The sequence below is a fragment of the Cobetia sp. 1AS1 genome, from assembly GCF_029846435.1.
Taxonomy (GTDB): Bacteria; Pseudomonadota; Gammaproteobacteria; order Pseudomonadales; family Halomonadaceae; genus Cobetia; species Cobetia amphilecti.
Genome location: NZ_JARWKU010000004.1, coordinates 170921 through 189162, shown reverse-complemented (window position 1 = coordinate 189162; position 18242 = coordinate 170921). Strand labels below are relative to the sequence as shown.

General features: G+C 61.9%; 16 protein-coding genes. 5 read left to right on the top strand and 11 right to left on the bottom strand.

Annotated features, from left to right (window positions below; all coding sequences use genetic code 11):
• Window positions 1-95: 95 nt before the first annotated feature.
• The 4 genes from QD280_RS09480 to yacG all read left to right on the top strand — a co-directional run bounded on the left by QD280_RS09480 (window position 96) and on the right by yacG (window position 3171).
• On the top strand, window positions 96-1334 hold the full coding sequence (locus QD280_RS09480; RefSeq protein WP_279839046.1) for a type II secretion system F family protein: 1239 nt from the start codon (window positions 96-98) through the stop codon (window positions 1332-1334).
• 91 nt (window positions 1335-1425) lie between these two features.
• On the top strand, window positions 1426-2286 hold the full coding sequence (locus QD280_RS09475) for an A24 family peptidase (RefSeq protein WP_279839043.1): 861 nt from the start codon (window positions 1426-1428) through the stop codon (window positions 2284-2286).
• Complete coding sequence (gene coaE / locus QD280_RS09470; RefSeq protein WP_279839040.1) at window positions 2283-2933, top strand: dephospho-CoA kinase; 651 nt, start codon at window positions 2283-2285, stop codon at window positions 2931-2933. The genes QD280_RS09475 and coaE overlap by 4 nt, the downstream gene beginning before the upstream one ends.
• Window positions 2926-3171, top strand: a complete 246-nt coding sequence (yacG, locus tag QD280_RS09465; RefSeq protein ID WP_153635187.1) for a DNA gyrase inhibitor YacG — start codon at window positions 2926-2928, stop codon at window positions 3169-3171. The genes coaE and yacG overlap by 8 nt, the downstream gene beginning before the upstream one ends.
• Before the next feature lie 180 nt (window positions 3172-3351).
• Here the strand turns inward: yacG and QD280_RS09460 are convergent, their stop codons facing one another.
• From QD280_RS09460 to QD280_RS09445, 4 genes are all read right to left on the bottom strand, one after another.
• Window positions 3352-4305, bottom strand: a complete 954-nt coding sequence (locus QD280_RS09460) for a Nudix family hydrolase (protein ID WP_043332483.1) — start codon at window positions 4303-4305, stop codon at window positions 3352-3354.
• 107 nt (window positions 4306-4412) lie between these two features.
• Window positions 4413-5636 carry a bifunctional glutamate N-acetyltransferase/amino-acid acetyltransferase ArgJ gene (argJ, locus tag QD280_RS09455; protein ID WP_279839037.1) on the bottom strand — a complete coding sequence of 408 codons (1224 nt, stop codon included), beginning with the start codon at window positions 5634-5636 and terminating at the stop codon, window positions 4413-4415.
• Window positions 5637-5725: 89 nt separating this feature from the next.
• Window positions 5726-8488 carry a preprotein translocase subunit SecA gene (gene secA, locus QD280_RS09450; protein WP_279839035.1) on the bottom strand — a complete coding sequence of 921 codons (2763 nt, stop codon included), beginning with the start codon at window positions 8486-8488 and terminating at the stop codon, window positions 5726-5728.
• Window positions 8489-8663: 175 nt separating this feature from the next.
• Window positions 8664-9044 carry a hypothetical protein gene (locus QD280_RS09445; RefSeq protein ID WP_043332488.1) on the bottom strand — a complete coding sequence of 127 codons (381 nt, stop codon included), beginning with the start codon at window positions 9042-9044 and terminating at the stop codon, window positions 8664-8666.
• Window positions 9045-9106: 62 nt separating this feature from the next.
• Here QD280_RS09445 and QD280_RS09440 point away from each other — a divergent pair, with 62 nt between their 5' ends.
• Window positions 9107-9586, top strand: a complete 480-nt coding sequence (locus tag QD280_RS09440; RefSeq protein WP_279839033.1) for a DciA family protein — start codon at window positions 9107-9109, stop codon at window positions 9584-9586.
• Window positions 9587-9802: 216 nt separating this feature from the next.
• Here the strand turns inward: QD280_RS09440 and lpxC are convergent, their stop codons facing one another.
• From lpxC to murG, 7 genes are all read right to left on the bottom strand, one after another.
• Entirely contained in the window at window positions 9803-10714 is a 912-nt protein-coding gene (gene lpxC / locus QD280_RS09435; RefSeq protein ID WP_054555085.1) for a UDP-3-O-acyl-N-acetylglucosamine deacetylase, read from the bottom strand.
• A gap of 451 nt (window positions 10715-11165) precedes the next feature.
• Window positions 11166-12332 (bottom strand): cell division protein FtsZ, encoded by a 1167-nt coding sequence (gene ftsZ, locus QD280_RS09430; RefSeq protein ID WP_043332494.1) that lies wholly within the window; start codon window positions 12330-12332, stop codon window positions 11166-11168.
• 40 nt (window positions 12333-12372) lie between these two features.
• Complete coding sequence (gene ftsA, locus QD280_RS09425) at window positions 12373-13653, bottom strand: cell division protein FtsA (protein WP_043332496.1); 1281 nt, start codon at window positions 13651-13653, stop codon at window positions 12373-12375.
• 289 nt (window positions 13654-13942) lie between these two features.
• The gene (locus tag QD280_RS09420) at window positions 13943-14671 is read right to left on the bottom strand and encodes a cell division protein FtsQ/DivIB (protein ID WP_043332498.1); all 729 of its coding nucleotides are present in this window, start codon (window positions 14669-14671) and stop codon (window positions 13943-13945) included.
• Between the two features lie 3 nt (window positions 14672-14674).
• Window positions 14675-15676 carry a D-alanine--D-alanine ligase gene (locus tag QD280_RS09415; protein ID WP_279839031.1) on the bottom strand — a complete coding sequence of 334 codons (1002 nt, stop codon included), beginning with the start codon at window positions 15674-15676 and terminating at the stop codon, window positions 14675-14677.
• A complete protein-coding gene (gene murC / locus QD280_RS09410) occupies window positions 15673-17085 on the bottom strand; it encodes a UDP-N-acetylmuramate--L-alanine ligase (protein ID WP_216059803.1) in 1413 nt (470 codons plus the stop codon). Before murC ends, QD280_RS09415 begins: the two co-directional genes overlap by 4 nt.
• A gap of 22 nt (window positions 17086-17107) precedes the next feature.
• Window positions 17108-18184: an undecaprenyldiphospho-muramoylpentapeptide beta-N-acetylglucosaminyltransferase gene (murG, locus tag QD280_RS09405; protein ID WP_279839128.1), complete on the bottom strand. Its 1077-nt coding sequence runs from the start codon at window positions 18182-18184 to the stop codon at window positions 17108-17110.
• Window positions 18185-18242 lie beyond the last annotated feature (58 nt).

The window sequence follows — 18242 nt, the reverse complement described above, 5'->3', positions numbered from 1 at the left end:
AGTCATCAGGCACATTGAAGACAAGATGACCCAGGCATTGATCATGGCTCGACCTTCAATGCCTGCTCCCCATTTATCAGGGAACGATAACTGACATGGCAACTCCCAGAACTGCCAAGAAAGACAAGAAAAAAGCGGGCATTGAAACTTGGCAATGGTCGGGCAAGAACTCGCGCGGTGAAAACGTCAAGGGCGAGCTGATGTCGGCCAACGTCGATCAGGTCAAGAACACGCTGGTCAGCCAGGGGATCGTGGTCAAGCGCCTGCGTAAGAAGTCCTCCCTGTTTGGCGGCAGCAAGAAGGTCAGTGGCAAGGATGTCACCATGTTCGCCCGTCAGATGGCAACCATGATCCGTGCTGGCGTACCGGTACTTCAGGCATTTGGCATCGTGGCTGAAAGCATGAAGAGTCCAGGCATGCGTCATCTGGTCGAAGACATGATGAATCAGGTGGGAGCAGGCGCCAGCTTTTCGGAAGCCTTGCGCAAACACCCTCAGCATTTTGATAACCTGTTTGCCAATCTTGTTGAAGCCGGCGAACAAGCTGGCGCCTTGGACAAGATGCTCGACCGTGTCGCAACTTATAAAGAAAAGATTGATTCACTCAAGGCGCGCGTCAAGAAAGCCCTTTATTACCCTATCGCCGTGATCGGCGTCGGGATCGGGGTAACAGCTATTCTGTTGATCAAGGTAGTCCCACAATTTGAAACTCTTTTTCAAGGCTTCGGCGCAGAACTCCCAGCATTTACTCAATTGACTATTAATCTGTCTGAGTACGCTCAAAACTACTGGTATGTAGCCCTTGGCATAGTAGTGCTTACTGGAATGCTTATTGCTCAAGGCATGAAACGATCTGAAAAATTTGCTTATGGCTGTCACCGCTTCATGCTCAAGGTACCCGTGCTCGGCGATATTCTGGATAAATCGTCTGTCGCTCGTTATTCACGCACATTGGCTACGACCTTCCAGGCAGGTGTGCCGTTAGTGGAATCACTTGATACTGCCGCCGGCGCCTCAGGCAACAAGGTCTACGAGCGCGCCATTGCCCAGATCAAGGAAGATGTCTCTACTGGCCAGCAGCTGAACTTTGCCATGCGCAATACCCAGTTATTCCCGACACTTGCGGTGCAGATGGTGGCGATTGGCGAAGAGTCGGGCTCACTGGATGCCATGCTCAACAAGGTTGCGGATTTCTACGAAGAAGATGTCGACAACAAGGTAGATGCCCTGACCTCACTGCTGGAGCCCTTGATCATCGTGGTACTAGGCACCCTGGTGGGCGGGCTTGTAGTCTCGATGTATCTTCCCATCTTCGAGCTGGGCAACGCGATCTAGAACGCCGCCTGTATCTCGAAAGAAGCTTTCATGCCAAGCGGCCGCGCCACCAAAAGGACGCGGCCGTGTCATTTACTGACAAGGACGACTCGTGGAATCACTCGCCCAACTCTCCCCCACACTGCAAGCCTGCCTGGCCGGTATATTCGGTTTGCTGGTCGGCAGCTTTCTAAATGTCGTCATCACTCGCCTGCCCGTGATGATGATGCGCCAATGGCGCGCCGAGGCCCGCGAGGCATTGGAGCTGGAAGCCGAAGACACACCGCGCTTCAATCTGCTGGTGCCCGCATCACGCTGCCCGGGCTGTGACACGCCGATCAAGTGGCACGACAACCTCCCCATCCTCGGCTGGCTGAAACGGCGTGGTCGCTGCGCCAGCTGCAATACGCGTATCAGCGCGCAGTACCCGCTGGTGGAGCTGGCCGGAGGCGTGCTCGGCGCTTGCATCGCGTTGATCTACGGCCTGGAGGCACAGAGCCTGTGGATCTTCGGCGCCTGTCTAACCCTGCTGGTGCTGTCAGTCATCGACTTCCGCACCCAGCTGCTGCCAGATGCCATTACCCTGCCCCTGCTGTGGGCAGGCCTCGCCTATCAGTTGCTGTTCCAGCCTCTGATGCTGCCCAGTGCCGTGATCGGCGCGATGGCGGGCTATCTGGTGCTGTGGAGCTTCTACTGGCTATTCAAGCTGGTCACCGGCAAGGAAGGCATGGGCTACGGTGACTTCAAGCTGCTTGCCGCTCTCGGTGCCTGGCTCGGCTGGCAGTGGTTGCCGCTGCTGCTGATTCTGTCCGCCGGCCTCGGGGCCGTTCTGGGCATCCTGCTACAACTGCTGGTACCGCGTCTGCGCGGCGCACCGATGCCCTTCGGACCTTACCTGGCGGTTGCCGGCTGGATCGCCCTGCTGTTTGGCACGCCCTTGATGAGCCTCTACCTGAGCGTGATCGGCGCATGACGACGTCTTCTTTCCCCCAAGGCCCCATCATCGGTGTCACCGGCGGCATCGGCAGCGGCAAATCGAGCGTCGCGCGGCTGTTCGGCGAGCTGGGCATCCAGTGGGTGGATGCCGATGATGTCTCGCGCGAAATCGTGCGCCCCGGCGAGACCGCACTGGCCGAGATCATCGCCCACTTCGGCGAGTCGATCGTCACGGCGCAGGGCGAGCTTGATCGCGCTGCACTGCGCGAGCGTATCTTTGCTGCCCCTGAGGAGCGCCAGTGGCTGGAGCGCTGCACCCACCCGCGTATCAGGGAGCGGATCGTGCAGCACCTGGCGGCCATGACCAGTCCCTATCGCCTACTGGTCTCTCCGCTGTTGTTCGAGTCCGGCCAGGACAGTCTCGTCTCACGCACCCTGGTGGTGGATGTCAGCCAGGATGTTCAGCTGGCGCGCACGCTGAGCCGCGATGGTGTCAGCGAAGCGCAGGTGCGCGCCATCCTCGCGGCCCAGCTGCCACGTGAGACACGACTGGCCAAGGCCGACGATGTCATCGACAATGACGGAAGCCAGGCGCATCTTCGTGAACAGGTAGTGGCCATGGATGCCTACTATCGATCACTGAGCGCCCCCCACACACCGTTTCAGGACACCCCTCATGTCTGATGCCACCGCTCCCCACAATGGCAAGACACCATTGACCGTCGCTTGCCCGCAATGCCGTACCGACGTGGTATGGAGTGCCGCCAGCGAGTTTCGCCCCTTCTGCAGCAAGCGCTGCCAACTGCTGGACCTCGGCGCCTGGGCTGACGAATCCCACAGCATCGCCGGTGAGCCCGCCATGGATGAGACCAGCATCGACGAGATGGTGGCGCGCATGGAGCGCGACATGCATCAGCAGTAGCGCTCGAGAGAAACCTGCTGGTTCAGGCTGATACAAAGCTCGGTACTCAAGACGCTCGACAGCCAAGATGCTCGGCAACAAAAGTGCTCGGCAACAAAAGTGCTCGGCAACAAAAAAGACCCTCGAGGCTAGCCTCGAGGGTCTTTTTTCGTTCAGGCAACTGCCATCAACGCGCGATCATCACTTCCAGAAATCACGGATCGATGCGATACCCTGGGCACCGACGGCGCGTGCATGATCGCTGTCATAGCGGGACATGCCGCCCAGCGCATAGACCGGCATGCATGCCTGCTCGACCAGCCCCTGGAAGTCATGCCAGCCCAGCGGCGGACGCTCCGGGTGCGACGGCGTCACACGCAGCGGCGACAGTGACACGAAGTCACACGCCACACGGCCGGCCTGATCCAGCTGCTGCTGATCATGGGTGGAGGCAGACAGCCACTTGTTGGCGGCGATCGGACGCTCGCCCTTTTCCGCCAGCTCCGCCAGACGCACGCTGGTCAGGTGGATACCATCCGCATCGACCTTGCCGAGCATGGACGGTTCAGCGTTGAGCAGCAGACGGGCGCCACGCGCATGACAGATCGCCAGCGCCTTCTCGGCACGCGCGATATAGGCCGCCTCATCCAGCTCCTTGGCGCGCAGCTGGACCAGACGCACGCCGTCCTCATCCAATGCACGCGTCAGACGCGTCTCGAAGACGTCCTCATCGGCCTCTTCCGGCGTGATCAGATACTCGCGCGGCAGCGAGACCGCCCGCAGAATCGGCAGATTCGCCGCCGGGAAGGCGTACTTGTAAAGATCCTCGATCTCGACCCAGCGCACTGCCTGCCCTTCACGGCCAAAGGGCTCGCCAGTGAACTGACGCGTTTCCCACACATCCAGCAGGATGTGCTTGTCCGGGTATTCGTGATGAATACGGATCAGCGGCTGAGCACGAATGATCTCGATGCCCAGCTCTTCGCACAGCTCACGCTTGAGCGCTTCCAGACCGGTTTCGTAAGGCGCCAGCTTGCCACCCGGAAACTCCCACAAGCCGCCCTGATCCACCGTCGAGGGACGACGTGCAATCAGGACCTGGCCCTGTTCGTTTAAGATGGCGGCAGCCGCCACGTGAACCCTTCGCTTCGGCATGATGCCTGTACCTTTGACTCGCGTTGTACATCCGACTCCGCCTCGAGAGGCGAAGCCTGCGGGAGATATTGCATTACCGTTTCAGCGTAAGCCTTCGCTCTGGGGCGTCAGCTACGATAATCAGCGTTGATCGAGACGTAATCGTGGGACAGATCCGATGTCCAGATGCGAGCTTCCTGCTGTCCACGTCCCAGGCGGATGCCGATCACCAGCTCTTCCTCGGCCATGGCGGCACTGCCGGCGGCTTCGGTGTAACTGTCGGCACGGCCGCCCTGTTCGACGATGGTGACGCCATTGAGCGTGATCGCGACACCCGTGACGTCCAGCTCTTCCAGCGGCGCACGTCCAACGGCCGCCAGAATGCGACCCCAGTTGGCGTCGCTGGCATAGAGCGCTGTCTTGACCAGCGGCGAGTGCGCGACGGTAAAGCCGACGGCACGCGCCTCTTCCTGTGAACGCGCCTCGCTGACCTCGATGGTGACGAACTTGGTCGCCCCCTCGCCATCGCGAATGATGGCCTGAGCCAGCTCGAGCATGACCTCCGCCAGGGCGGCCTCGAACGCGATCAGGTCTTCACCCTCGACACGCCCGGCCTGCCCCGTGACAGCCAGCATGCAGGCGTCATTGGTGGAAGTATCGGAATCGACGGTGATGCTGTTGAAGCTCTTGACCACCACCCGGCGCAGCATGGCGTCGAGAGCCGCCTGATCGATGGCGAGATCAGCATCGGTGGCCACGAAACCCAGCATGGTCGCCATGTTCGGGCAGATCATGCCGGAGCCCTTGGAGACACCGGCCAGCGTCACGCTCTCGCCATTGCTCAGCGTCAGTGTCCGCCAGCTGCCCTTGGGCCGCGTATCGGTGGTCATGATGCCATGCGCCGCGGCAGACCAGTCGCCCTCGCCCAGGTCGGCAAAGGCTGTCGGCAACGCCGCCGTCAGGCGATCCATCGGCAGCGGTTCACCGATCACGCCGGTCGAGAACGGCAATACTGCCTTTGCATCACAGCCGGCGATCTCCGCCAATGCCTGGCAGGTCGCGCGAGCATCGGTCATGCCCTGCTCGCCAGTCCCCGCATTGGCATTGCCGGTGTTGATCACCAGATAACGCGGCCCGTCGACGCCTGCCGTGAGGTGCTCACGTGCGACATGGACCGGTGCCGCACAGAAGGCGTTGCGGGTAAAAGTGCCTGCAAGACGCGACCCTGCCTCGAGGGCCATGATCACCAGATCACGACGACCCGGCTTCTTGATACCGGCTTCAGCAACCCCGATCTGAAAGCCGGCAATCGCCGGCATGTCAGCGGGAAAAGTGGAAGGCCCTACCGCCATCGCTCACGTCTCCAATCATGGTGTTCTGTGACAACTGCTCCCTGCGAGCCGAATCGACGTGACGCGCAGGGAGGCTGTTTGGCGCAGTGTCAGCTCAGCTTGCCGTGGCACTGCTTGTATTTCTTGCCGGAACCGCACGGGCACGGGTCGTTGCGACCGACCTTGGGCACATCGCGGCGCATCGGCTCGCCATCGCCCTGGGCCTGAGGCTGCGCACCGTACTGTGCCTCGACGACCTCTTCGGCCGCCTGGACACCGTCTTCACTGACCGCATCTTCATCGATACGGCGCGTTTCGGCGCTGGCCTGCTCGCGCTCGAGGTTGGCACGACGCTCTTCTTCCAGCGTGTCGACCTCTTCCTGGCGACGCACCTGCACATGGCTGAGAATCCGCACCACGTCGGACTTGATGTTGACCAGCAGCGTCTGGAACTGCTCGAACGCTTCGCGCTTGTATTCCTGCTTCGGGTTCTTCTGGGCATAACCGCGCAGGTGGATACCACGACGCAGGTTGTCCATCGCCTGCAGGTGCTCCTTCCAGCGCGTATCCAGCACCTGAAGCATGACCTGCTTCTCGAAGCGGCGCATCAGCTCAGGGCCAACGGCCTCGACCTTGTCGGCATAAAGCGCTTCATGGGCAGCCTGCAGACGTTCACGCAGCGTTTCCTCATGGAAGTGCTCGTCCTCTTCCGCCCACTGCACCAGCGGCAGGTCGAGGTTAAAGTCGGTCTTGAGGTCGTTCTCGAGGCTCGGCAGGTCCCACTGTTCCGGCAGGCTCTGCGGCGGCACACGCAGGGAGATGGCGTCATCGAGCACCTCGCGACGGATGCCGGCGATGTTCTCGGCGATCTCGTCGGCTTCGAGGATGTCGTTGCGCTGCTCATAGATCACGCTGCGCTGGTCGTTGGCGACATCATCGTACTCGAGCAGCTGCTTGCGCACGTCGAAGTTGCGACCCTCGACCTTCTTCTGCGCGCGCTCGACGGCATTGGAGACCATCTTGTGCTCGATGGCTTCGCCCTTCTCGAGCCCCAGCGCGCCCATCAGACGCTGCACGCGGTCAGAACCGAACAAACGCATCAGGCTATCTTCCAGCGACAGGAAGAAGCGCGTGGAGCCCGGGTCACCCTGGCGACCGGCACGACCGCGCAGCTGGTTGTCGATACGGCGTGATTCGTGACGCTCGGAGCCGATCACGTGCAGACCGCCCGCGGCCAGCACGGCTTCGTGACGCTCCTGCCAGCCATGCTTGATCTCGTTGATCTGCTCTTCGGTCGGCGCTTCCAGCTCGGCAAGCTCGGCTTCCCAGTTGCCGCCCAGCATGATGTCGGTACCACGACCGGCCATGTTGGTGGCGATGGTCACGGCGCCCGGACGACCCGCCTGGGCGATGATGGCGGCCTCGCTGACGTGCTGCTTGGCGTTCAGGACGTGATGCTTGACGCCTGCCTTGTGCATCATCTGCGACAGCAGCTCGGAGGTCTCGACCGAGGCGGTACCCACCAGCACCGGGCGACCTTCCGCGACCTTCTCGCGGGCGTCCTCGATGATGGCGTTGAACTTCTCTTCCGCGGTCAGATAGACCAGATCATTCATGTCCTTGCGCGCGATGGGCTTGTTGGTCGGGATGACCATCACGTCGAGGTTGTAGATCTGACGGAATTCGAAGGCCTCGGTATCGGCCGTACCGGTCATGCCGGACAGCTTGTCGTAGAGACGGAAGTAATTCTGGAAGGTCGTGGATGCCAGCGTCTGGCTTTCCTTCTGGATGGCAACGCCTTCCTTGGCCTCGACCGCCTGGTGCAGGCCTTCAGACCAGCGACGACCGACCATGGTACGCCCGGTGTGCTCATCGACGATGACCACTTCGCCGTTGTTGACGATGTAATCCACGTCACGCACGAACAGGTTCTGGGCACGCAGCGCAGAGTGCACGTGGTGCAGCAGGCTCAGGTTCTGGGCCGCATACAGGGAATCCTCTTCCCCGAGCAGCTCCTGGGCACGCAGCAGCGCCTCGACCTTCTGGTGACCGAACTCGGTCAGCTCGACCTGCTTCTGCTTCTCATCGAGGGTGAAGTCGCCGCTTTCCGGATCTTCCTCATCGCTGCACTGCTCGAGCTCGCGCGCCATGCGATCGATGATCTTGTAGAGGTCGGTATTCTCTTCCACCGGACCGGAGATGATCAGCGGCGTGCGCGCCTCATCGATCAGGATGGAGTCGACCTCATCGATGATGGCGAAGTGCAGCTTGCGCTGGACCTTGTCTTCCAGCGAGAAGGCCATGTTGTCGCGCAGGTAATCGAAACCGTATTCGTTGTTGGTGCCGTAGGTGATATCGGCCTGATAGGCGGCGCGCTTGTCTTCATTGGGCTGGCCGGAGTAGATGACACCGACACTCAGGCCGAGGAATTCATACAGCGGACGCATCCAGTTGGCATCACGGGTGGCCAGATAGTCGTTGACCGTCACCACGTGGACGCCTTCGCCGGTCAGTGCGTTCAGATAGACCGCAAGCGTCCCCACCAGCGTCTTGCCCTCACCGGTCTTCATCTCGGCGATGCGACCTTCGTGCAGCGCCATGCCGCCGACCATCTGGGTATCGAAGTGACGCATGCCCATGATGCGCTTGCTGGCCTCACGCACGGTCGCGAAGGCTTCCGGCAGCAGCTTGTCGAGGTGTTCCCCTTGCGCGAGACGCTCGCGGAATTCCGCGGTCTTGGCTGTCAGCGCCTCATCGGAGAGCGGTTCAAGCTCGCTCTCGAGCGCATTGATCGCGTTGACCCGCTTGCGCAGGCGCTTCACTTCGCGATCATTCTTGGAACCCACTACCTTGGTCAGGAATTTACCCAGCATATTCTGTCCTTGTACGTGACCCGGGGTCGGGTCACGCCTTCACATATCATGACACTCAAGCGCTGCCGCCAAACGCGATGACAGGGCAGCTCGATGTGGCCCGGGGCCCATCAGGCATTACGCTCGAAAGAGAAAACGAACCTCATCATCCGCGGCGCGAACGATGAACGGGGTGTCAGGACAGAATGGGCGGCGCACGCGGCGCGATGGCATTGACGAGGCCACGCAGCAGGACGCGGGTGCAAGAAACGAAGGAGCGCTGGCGCGGGAGGTTGGGGCTGGCCTGGGGCGCACGACGCACCCGCTTGCGCAGGCAGCGCAGCCCCTGACGGCGACTCTCGGCACGAATCACCGCGGGTGCCAGCAATTGGATGCTGGCCAGCGTCAGATTGACGCGCTCGACCTGCGCTGCGCTCAGTCCAGCGGGGAACAGACAGCTAAGCAGCAGGCCTGCCAGCAGCCAGCGCGGCGCCGTGCGTACCGACCAGCGACGCGAAGCGCCGCTACCGGAATCCGGTAACGCACGAGGGCGTGCTGTGGCATCGACAGGGCTCATGCTGTTGCCGGACTCCCGCTCATGATAGATTGCCGGAAATCACTGAACCGGCATGCAAGCCCATGAGTATAAAGGCTAAGCGTTTCCGCGCCCAGCCCGCGGCGCGCCTGTTGAACGGCAAGGGGCAACTTGGCAGCGTCATGCGCCAGGCGCGCATGCTCGAGCAGGCCCAGCTGCACCTGCGTGCCGCACTGCCCAAGGACATGCAGGAACAGGTCTTCGTCGGCGGCTATCACGATGACACCTTGACGTTGATCACCAGCCGCGCCTCCTGGCTGACCTGGCTGCGCTATGAGCAGCGCCGCCTGATCAGTGTGCTGCGCGAGCTGCCAGAACTCGCCACCCTCGCCCGCCTGGCCTTCAAGGTCCGCCCGATTCGTCCGGCCTTCGTGCCCGCGCGCCAACCACGCCACCTGCCAGAGGCTGCCGCAGAACACCTGCTGGATTGCGCTTCCCATACCCGGGACGAGCGGCTGCGCCTCGCCCTGGAGCGACTGGCGGCCCACGCATCGGATCCGGGCGACGACGCCGAGACGCCCTGAGCCAACTCAAGCATTTCTTGTCTTGCATGCAAACAGCCGCGCCGCCCAGAAGGGCGGCGCGGCTGTTGTCGTTTCCATCTCCGGCTGGCTAAGGCCGGAGCAGGGCTGTCAGGCTGGACGGGCTAGGTCACAGTGTTCTGCTCGTACTGTCTCTCTGAGTGCTTTTCGTCTGAAACACCTCGTCTTGCAGCTTTCGCAGATGTCATTGACCTCGACTCAGACGGCAAGCGCCGGAGAGGCATAGGAAATCGGCATCGCATCGGAGTTCTCGAAGGTGACGATCTCGTAGCTGTCGGCATTTTCCAGCAGCGCGCGGCACAGCATGTTGTTGAGGCCATGACCGGACTTGTAGCCACGGAACTCACCGATGATGCTGTGGCCCAGCTGGTAGAGGTCACCGATGGCGTCCAGCACCTTGTGCTTGACGAACTCATCGTCGTAACGCAGGCCTTCATCGTTGAGGATGCGATAGTCATCGACGACGATGGCGTTGTCGAGGCTTCCGCCCAGCGCGAGGTTCTGGGAGCGCAGGAATTCGAGATCACGCATGAAACCGAAGGTACGCGCGCGAGACACTTCCTTGACGAAGGAGGTGGTAGAGAAGTCGACCGTGGTGGTCTGCTTCTGCTGCTCGAACACCGGGTGATCGAAGTCGATGGCGAAGGACACCTTGAAGCCGTTGTGCGGCAGGAAGGTCGCGACCTTGTCACCATCACGCACTTCGATCTCGCGCTTGATGCGGATGAACTTCTTGAGCGACGACTGCTCCTGGATACCAGCGGACTGGATCAGGAAGACGAACGGACCCGCGCTGCCGTCCATGATCGGCACTTCCGGCGCGGAGAGCTCGACGAAGCAGTTGTCGATGCCCAGGCCTGCAAAGGCGGACATCAGGTGCTCGACGGTCGTCACCTTGGCTTCACCGTTGGAGACGGCGGTGCACATGGTGGTGTCACGGACGCTCATCGCATCGGCACGGATATGAGCCTGCGGCTCGAGATCGGTACGGATGAAGACGATGCCGGTGTTGACCGGAGCGGGACGCAGCGTCAGGTAAACCTTGTCACCTGAGTGCAGACCAACGCCTGTGGCGCGGATCGTATTCTGGAGTGTTTTTTGTCGAATCATAGGGAGATAGCCAGTCAGCCTGAATTTGGAAACAGTGTTCATGATAACAGCAATGCAGGAATTCAACAAATTGTCACCTGCCGCTGTTAGGGAAATTCAACATTGCCTTTCGAGCACCATTGAGGCTGACCCGCGCGCCTGCTGGCCTCGTGCTGAGTATGAACACGCAATCACCAAACAGTTCTCACTCGCACTGCCATAAAACGATAATCAATGTGCAAGACAGCTTGAAGTCCTCCCTTCCTTACGCGCCCACGGCACTGGCGGATGCACCCGTGACGCACAGGCAGCGCCCCGCGCCGGCGGCAAAAGCCCCTTTTGTCTGCCCCGGAAACGACTTCACCCACCCGGGAAGCCCCGGATGGGTGAAGTCAGACTCATGATGAGCCGTGTCATCTCAGCCTCATGCCGACTGGCACATGAGCGTCAATGACGTGTCAGTCAGTGCGCATCAGTCAGCCTGGCGACGCAGGAAGGCCGGGATATCGAGATAGTCATCCATATCACGCGACTTGCGCGGCTCCGACTTCTTGGCTGCCGCTTCCTGCTCTTCCTTGGCCTGACGGGTGACCGTCGGCGTCTGCAGGCTGCGGTAATCCGCCGGCTTCTCGACGGTACGCTTGGCCGGTGCCGTTTCACGCGCCGCCGGCTTCTCGACGCGACCGTCGAGACCTGCCGCCACGACAGTGACACGCAGCTCGTCGGTCATGTCCATGTCGATGGACGTCCCGACCACGATGGTGGCGTCCGGAGAAGCGAACTCCTGCACGGTGGCACCCACATCGTTGAATTCACCGATGGAGAGGTCCGGGCCCGCCGTGATGTTGACCAGGATACCGCGCGCGCCGTGCAGATCGATGTCTTCGAGCAGCGGGCTGCGAATGGCCTTCTCGGCGGCTTCACGAGCACGGTTCTCGCCGATGGCGTCACCGGTCCCCATCATCGCCATGCCCATCTCGGACATGACAGTGCGCACGTCGGCGAAATCGACGTTGATGATGCCCGGGCTGGTGATCAGCTCCGCGATCCCCTGCACGGCACCCAGCAACACGTCGTTGGCGGCGCTGAAGGCGCTCAGCAGGCTGGCGCTCTTGCCCAGCACTGACAGCAGCTTCTCGTTGGGGATGGTGATCAGGGAGTCGACGTGCTCGGAGAGCTCCTTCATGCCCTGCTCTGCCGCCTTCTGACGACGCGGCCCTTCGAACGGGAACGGACGCGTGACGACGGCCACGGTCAGGATACCCAGTTCCTTGGCGACCTGCGCCACGACAGGAGCACCGCCGGTACCGGTACCACCCCCCATGCCAGCGGTGATAAAGACCATGTCGGCGCCTTGCAGCAGCTCGACGATACGCTCACGGTCTTCCATCGCCGCCTGGCGGCCCACTTCCGGGTTGGCGCCAGCGCCAAGCCCCTTGGTGATTTCACTGCCCAGCTGCAGGACAGTCTTGGCGGCCACGCGCTTGAGCGCCTGAGCATCGGTGTTGGCGCAGATGAACTCGACGCCTTCGATGTTGCTCTCGACCATGTGATTGACGGCGTTACCACCGCCGCCGCCAACACCGATCACCTTGATGACCGCGCTGCTGGAGGGTGCGTTATCTACCAGTTCGAACATATGCCCTGTCTCCTGGATCACAGTCTTTCTGTAATCCCTGTCAGAAATTTCCCTTGAACCAGCCCTTGATCCGCTCCAGCGTGGAGGTGTCGTGCTCTTGGCCGTGAACGCGTCGCGCGGCAGATTCCTCTCTGCGCACCGCGACGGTCGTCGACGATGGCGTGTGCCGCTCCTGTTTCATCCCATAATGTAGCAAACCCACACCCGTGGAATAAATCGGATTGCGGACCACATCCGCCAGTCCACGCACATTTTGCGGGCAAGCGATGCGAACCGGCATGTGGAAGATCTCCTCCGCCAGCTCAACGACACCTTCCATGCGTGACGTTCCACCCGTCAGAACCACGCCCGCAGCCACGAGATCTTCATAGCCACTGCGACGCAATTCATCGCGGACCAGGGTGAACAGTTCCTCATACCTGGGCTCGACCACTTCGGCCAACGCTTGACGGGACAGATCACGTGCCGGTCGGTCACCGACACTCGGCACCTTGATCGTCTCGTCGCTGGAGGCCAGCTGGGTCAGAGCACAGGCATACTTGACCTTGATTTCTTCTGCATATTGCGTCGGTGTGCGCAGCGCCATGGCGATGTCATTCGTGACCTGATCACCCGCGATGGGGATCACAGCCGTATGACGAATGGCACCTTCGGTGAAGACGGCGATATCCGTGGTACCACCGCCGATATCCACCATGCACACACCCAATTCACGCTCATCCTCGGTCAGAACCGCATGACTCGAGGCGAGCTGCTCGAGAATGATGTCGTCGACTTCGAGCCCGCAGCGACGCACGCACTTCTCGATATTCTGCACGGCATTCAGTGCAGCAGTGACCAGGTGAACGCGCGCCTCAAGACGCACCCCGGACATGCCCAACGGCTCGCGAATACCTTCCTGACGGTCAATGGCATATTCCTGCGGCAGCACGTGAAGAATGCGCTGACCTTCAGAAATCGCTCGAGCGCGCGCCGAGTCGATCACGCGTTCGATATCAGACGGCGTCACTTCGCGATCCTTGATCGCCACGACACCATCGGAATTCATCGAACTGATATGACTGCCGGCGATGCCCACATATACCGAGTGGATATCGCAGCCGGCCATCAACTCAGCCTCCTCCACTGCGCGCTGAATCGACTGTACGGTCGATTCGATGTTGATCACCACACCCTTCTTCATGCCACGTGAAGGGTGGGAGCCAATTCCCGCAATTTCGATACCGCCATCATCGGTCGGCTGACCCACGATCGCGACTACCTTGGAGGTTCCGATGTCCAGCCCGACCACCATATCCTGTGATTTGGAATGTCCTGCCATAGGTCGGGCCAGCTCCTTGATTCTGGTTCATCATGAAAATAATTGCGCGCTTTGACAGACAACATGTCTGCCGCACCACCCAAAACGGGTTTACGTTCCGTTTAACCCGTACAGAGGGATTTGACTTCCCAGTATAGGAGCAGCCACTTGGGGCATACCAGCCTAAAATACCGAGGGGCGCAAATCCCCGCTAGAATAGGCGGGATTGACGACAAATGAAACTGGCGATATCGCCATTTTGCTAATACTCACACGCAAATGAAGCATGTAGTGAGTGTCGCCATTTGCCTCAACTGTCCTTGCCTTCTTCGGGTGCCGTCGTCTCCCCATGCCACGCCACTGCCACTCCGTTGGGGTAGCGCAGATCAATGTAGCGGATCTGCGACGCCTCATCACCCAGACGCCGCTGCCAGGCCGCCATGAAACGCGCCAGACGTGCCTCTCGATCATTGCGACCCAGCATCACCCACACCGAATCATTGACCTGAAAGCGCCAGGCGCCGCGTGGCTCCAATCGCAACTGGGAGACATTGAGCCCCAGCCCGCCCAACTGGCTCTGCAGCGCGTCAAGCTCGGCCAGCACTTCGGATCCACTGCCCTTGGGCCCCGCCAGATTGGGCAGATTGCCCAGCTGTGTGACCGGGCCCGCCTGGAAGGCATCACCGCGCACGTTGAGCAATTCGCCATCATTCCAATAGGCCACCGGCTGCTGTTCAAACAGCTCGAATTCGAGTGTATCCGGCCAGCGACGCGAGATGCTGACCTCACTCAGCCAATCGATCGCCAACGCGCGACGCCGAACCTCGCCCAATGGGACAGAGAGCCAGCTCTGGCCACGAATCAACGGCGCGATATGACGCTGAAGGTAGGCAGCACTGACATGATCGAAGTCACCCTTGATGGTGACCCGCTCAATGGGACGATCAAGCCAGGTCCACAATGCCTGTCCGCCCGCGACCAGCAGCGCAAGACCGAGAACGAGGCCGAAGATTGCGCCGGTAGTGCTACGCGCCGCCATCGATCAATGACCACTCTGCTGAGCGACTGACGCGTCGTTTGCGTCCCGCTCGGCGAGAGTCGTGTCGAGAATGCGCAGCACCAGGGTGGCGAAATCGAGCCCGACATGCGCCGCGGACTGCGGCACCAGGCTGTGATCGGTCATGCCCGGCGAGGTGTTGACTTCCAGCAGCCAGAAGGCGCCGTCCGCATCTTCCATCACATCGACACGACCCCAACCCTCGCAGCCCAGCACGTTGAATGCCTTGAGCGAGATATCGGCCAATTCCGCCTCGCGCGCAGCGCTCAGACCACAAGGCAGCAGATAGCGCGTGGTATTGGCGATGTATTTGGCATCGTAATCATAGAACCCGCTATCGGCTTCGATGCGAATGGCCGGCAGAACTTCGCCGTCCAATACCGACACCGTGTATTCCGGGCCCTTGATGAAACGCTCGGCCATCACCACCGCATCGAAGCGGCTGGCATCCGTCCAGGCATCCTGGAGCGCCTGGGCGTCCTCGACGATATGGATGCCGAGTGTCGAGCCCTCATGCACCGGCTTGACCACCACCGGCGTACCGAGCGTCTCGAGCACCGACTGCCAGTCCGTGTCCGCCGCCAGGCGACAGGAACGCGGCGTCGGCAAGCCCTCGATATCCCAGAGCTTCTTGGTGCGCAGCTTGTCCATGCCCAGTGCAGAGGCCAGCACGCCGCTGCCGGTGTAGGGGATGCCCAGCAATTCCAGCGCCCCCTGCAAGGTGCCATCTTCGCCGCCGCGACCATGCATGGCGATGAAGACACGGTCGGGGCGCAATGCCTCGAGACCGGCCAGCCCATGCGCCATGTCATAGCCCTGCACATCGACACCTGCGCCCTGCAGGGCCGCCAGTACCGCCGCGCCGCTCTTGAGCGACACCTCGCGCTCGGCGCTCAGGCCACCGAACAGCACCACGACACGTCCATAGCGCGTGGCCAGCTCAGGATTCACGCCTGTCGATCCATACGAGGAGGAAGAGACGGTCATAGCGTCACCTCGTCAAGCTTGAGGTCGGCCCCCGCCAGTGCCAGCGCAATGCCACCGACATCGCCCGCCCCCTGGGTAATCAGGATATCGCCCGGACGCAGCACGTTCTTGAGCAGGTCCGGCAAGGCACGCTTGTGCTCGACGAACAGCGGGTCCACCTGACCGCGCTGACGGATCGAGCCCGCCAGCGAGCGGCCATCGGCGCCCGGAATCATCGCTTCCCCGGCGCTGTAGACATCCAGCAGCAACAACGTGTCGACTTCGGACAGCACACGCACGAAGTCTTCATAGAGATCATGGGTGCGTGAATAACGGTGCGGCTGGTATGCCATCACCAGACGGCGCTGCGGCCAGCCGGCGCGCACGGCGCGAATCACCATCTCCACTTCGCGCGGATGGTGGCCATAATCGTCCACCAGCATCACGCTCTGCTCACCATTGGGTGCCGCGAATTCTCCGTGCACCTGGAAGCGACGACCGACACCGGCAAAGCTTGCCAGTGCGCGGGCGATGGCCTCATCGCTGACACCGACATCGGTGGCGATCGCGATCGCCGCCAGGGCGTTGAGCGCATTGTGCTCACCCGGCATCGCCAGGGTGATCTCGAGCGGTGCATGGCCTTCCGGACGCAGCGCCGTGAAGCTGAGCTGACCGCCACCCTGGCGGAAATCGCTGATGCGGTAATCGGCATCGTCGCTGAAGCCGTAGGTCACGAACTGACGCTGAACACGCGGCAGCAGCTCACGCACGTTGGCATCATCGATACACAGCACCGCCAGACCGTAGAACGGCAGGTTGTGCAGGAATTCGATGAAGGTGTCCTTGAGGCGATTGAAGTCGCCCTCATAGGTGGCCATGTGATCGGCATCGACGTTGGTCACCACCGAGATCAACGGCTGCAGATGCAGGAAGGAGGCATCGGACTCATCCGCCTCGGCGACCAGATACTCGCCCTCGCCCAGACGGGCATTGGTGCCCGCGCTGGTCAGCTTGCCGCCGATGACGAAGGTCGGATCCATGCCACCTTCCGCGAGCAGGGTCGCGGTCAGGCTGGTGGTGGTGGTCTTGCCGTGGGTGCCGGCAATCGCGATGCCCTGGCGGAAGCGCATCAGCTCGGCAAGCATCTCGGCGCGACGCACGACGGGGATGCGATGCTCCCGCGCCCAGGCCACTTCCGGGTTGGTGGTGTCCACCGCGGTCGAGACCACGACCACATCCGCGCCTTCGGCATTGATGGCCGCATGACCGATGGCGACACGCACGCCGCACTCACGCAGGTGAGCCGTGACGGCGGATTCCTTGAGGTCACTGCCGCTGACCTCATAGCCCATGTTGCCCAGTACTTCGGCGATACCACACATGCCCACACCGCCGATGCCGACGAAGTGGATACGACGGATGCGGCGCATACCTGCACCGCGATCAGAATTGCTAGCGTTCAAGGCGAGTCTCCATGCAGCCTGCCAGCATGGTCGCTACCGCATCGAGTTCCGCACTATTGCGGGCGCGAGCGGCCATGCCAGTGAGTATCTTGGGGTCGAGCAATTCTGCCAGCGTCTCGGCGAGGCGCTCGGCAGTCAACGTATTCTGGGGAATCAGGCGCGCGGCATCCGCCTTGACCAATACCGCGGCATTGACGGTCTGGTGGTCATCCACGGCGTGGGGGAACGGCACCAGCACCGCAGGGCGACCTGCCGCAGCCAGCTCGGCCACGGTCAGCGCGCCGGCGCGACAGACCACGAGGTCTGCCCAGGCGTAGGCCTCGGCCATGTCACCGATGAACTCGCTGACCTCAGCCGTGACGCCGGCTGCCTGATAGGCGGCAAGGGTTGCCTCCTGCTTGTCACGTCCGGCCTGATGGCGCACCACGGGGCGCGAAGCTTCCGGCAGCAGGGCCAGCGCCGGCGCGAGCGTCTCGTTGAGCGCCTGAGCCCCCAGCGAGCCGCCCATCACCAGCAGATGCAAGGCACGCGACTCGCCTGCCGCCTCGGCAGCAGACTCGGGCGTATGACCTGCGGCACCGACATTCGCGATCTCATCGCGCACCGGATTGCCCACCACCTGAGCCCCGAGGGCCGGCGGGAAGGCGCCCGGGAATGCGGCGTAGACACGCGTCGCCATCCGCGCCAGGACCTTGTTGGTCAGGCCCGCGATGGCGTTCTGCTCATGAATGACCAGCGGAATGCCTTCAAGGCGCGCCGCGAGCCCGCCCGGGCCACTGGCGAAGCCACCGAGGCCCACCACCAGCACCGGCTTGAGCTCACGAATCACGCGCCGTGCCTGCAGGACGGCGCGCGCGAGACGAAACGGGATCGCCGCATAGCCCGCCAGTCCCTTGCCACGCAGGCCTGCGACCTCGACCCGATGCAGCGGGTAGCCGGCGTCGGGCACCAGGCGATTCTCGATGCCGCGCGGGCTGCCCAGCCAATGGATCTCGTGGCCGGCAGCCGCGAGGGCACGCGCCAGCGACAGCGCCGGGATCACATGCCCTCCCGTGCCGCCGGCCATCATCAGCACGACGCCCTTGGAGACAGTGTCTACCGAGTCGACCGCCCCCTCGGGAGCG

Coding starts and splice junctions, on each gene's coding strand:
- ftsA (WP_043332496.1), bottom strand. CDS start 13,653: ATGGCAGGACATTCCAAATCACAGGATATGGTGGTCGGGCTGGACATC.
- QD280_RS09480 (WP_279839046.1), top strand. CDS start 96: ATGGCAACTCCCAGAACTGCCAAGAAAGACAAGAAAAAAGCGGGCATT.
- QD280_RS09440 (WP_279839033.1), top strand. CDS start 9,107: ATGAGTATAAAGGCTAAGCGTTTCCGCGCCCAGCCCGCGGCGCGCCTG.
- QD280_RS09415 (WP_279839031.1), bottom strand. CDS start 15,676: ATGACCGTCTCTTCCTCCTCGTATGGATCGACAGGCGTGAATCCTGAG.
- QD280_RS09460 (WP_043332483.1), bottom strand. CDS start 4,305: ATGCCGAAGCGAAGGGTTCACGTGGCGGCTGCCGCCATCTTAAACGAA.
- ftsZ (WP_043332494.1), bottom strand. CDS start 12,332: ATGTTCGAACTGGTAGATAACGCACCCTCCAGCAGCGCGGTCATCAAG.
- QD280_RS09420 (WP_043332498.1), bottom strand. CDS start 14,671: ATGGCGGCGCGTAGCACTACCGGCGCAATCTTCGGCCTCGTTCTCGGT.
- coaE (WP_279839040.1), top strand. CDS start 2,283: ATGACGACGTCTTCTTTCCCCCAAGGCCCCATCATCGGTGTCACCGGC.
- lpxC (WP_054555085.1), bottom strand. CDS start 10,714: ATGATTCGACAAAAAACACTCCAGAATACGATCCGCGCCACAGGCGTT.
- QD280_RS09445 (WP_043332488.1), bottom strand. CDS start 9,044: ATGAGCCCTGTCGATGCCACAGCACGCCCTCGTGCGTTACCGGATTCC.
- murC (WP_216059803.1), bottom strand. CDS start 17,085: ATGCGCCGCATCCGTCGTATCCACTTCGTCGGCATCGGCGGTGTGGGC.
- murG (WP_279839128.1), bottom strand. CDS start 18,184: ATGGCCGGCGGCACGGGAGGGCATGTGATCCCGGCGCTGTCGCTGGCG.
- yacG (WP_153635187.1), top strand. CDS start 2,926: ATGTCTGATGCCACCGCTCCCCACAATGGCAAGACACCATTGACCGTC.
- secA (WP_279839035.1), bottom strand. CDS start 8,488: ATGCTGGGTAAATTCCTGACCAAGGTAGTGGGTTCCAAGAATGATCGC.
- argJ (WP_279839037.1), bottom strand. CDS start 5,636: ATGGCGGTAGGGCCTTCCACTTTTCCCGCTGACATGCCGGCGATTGCC.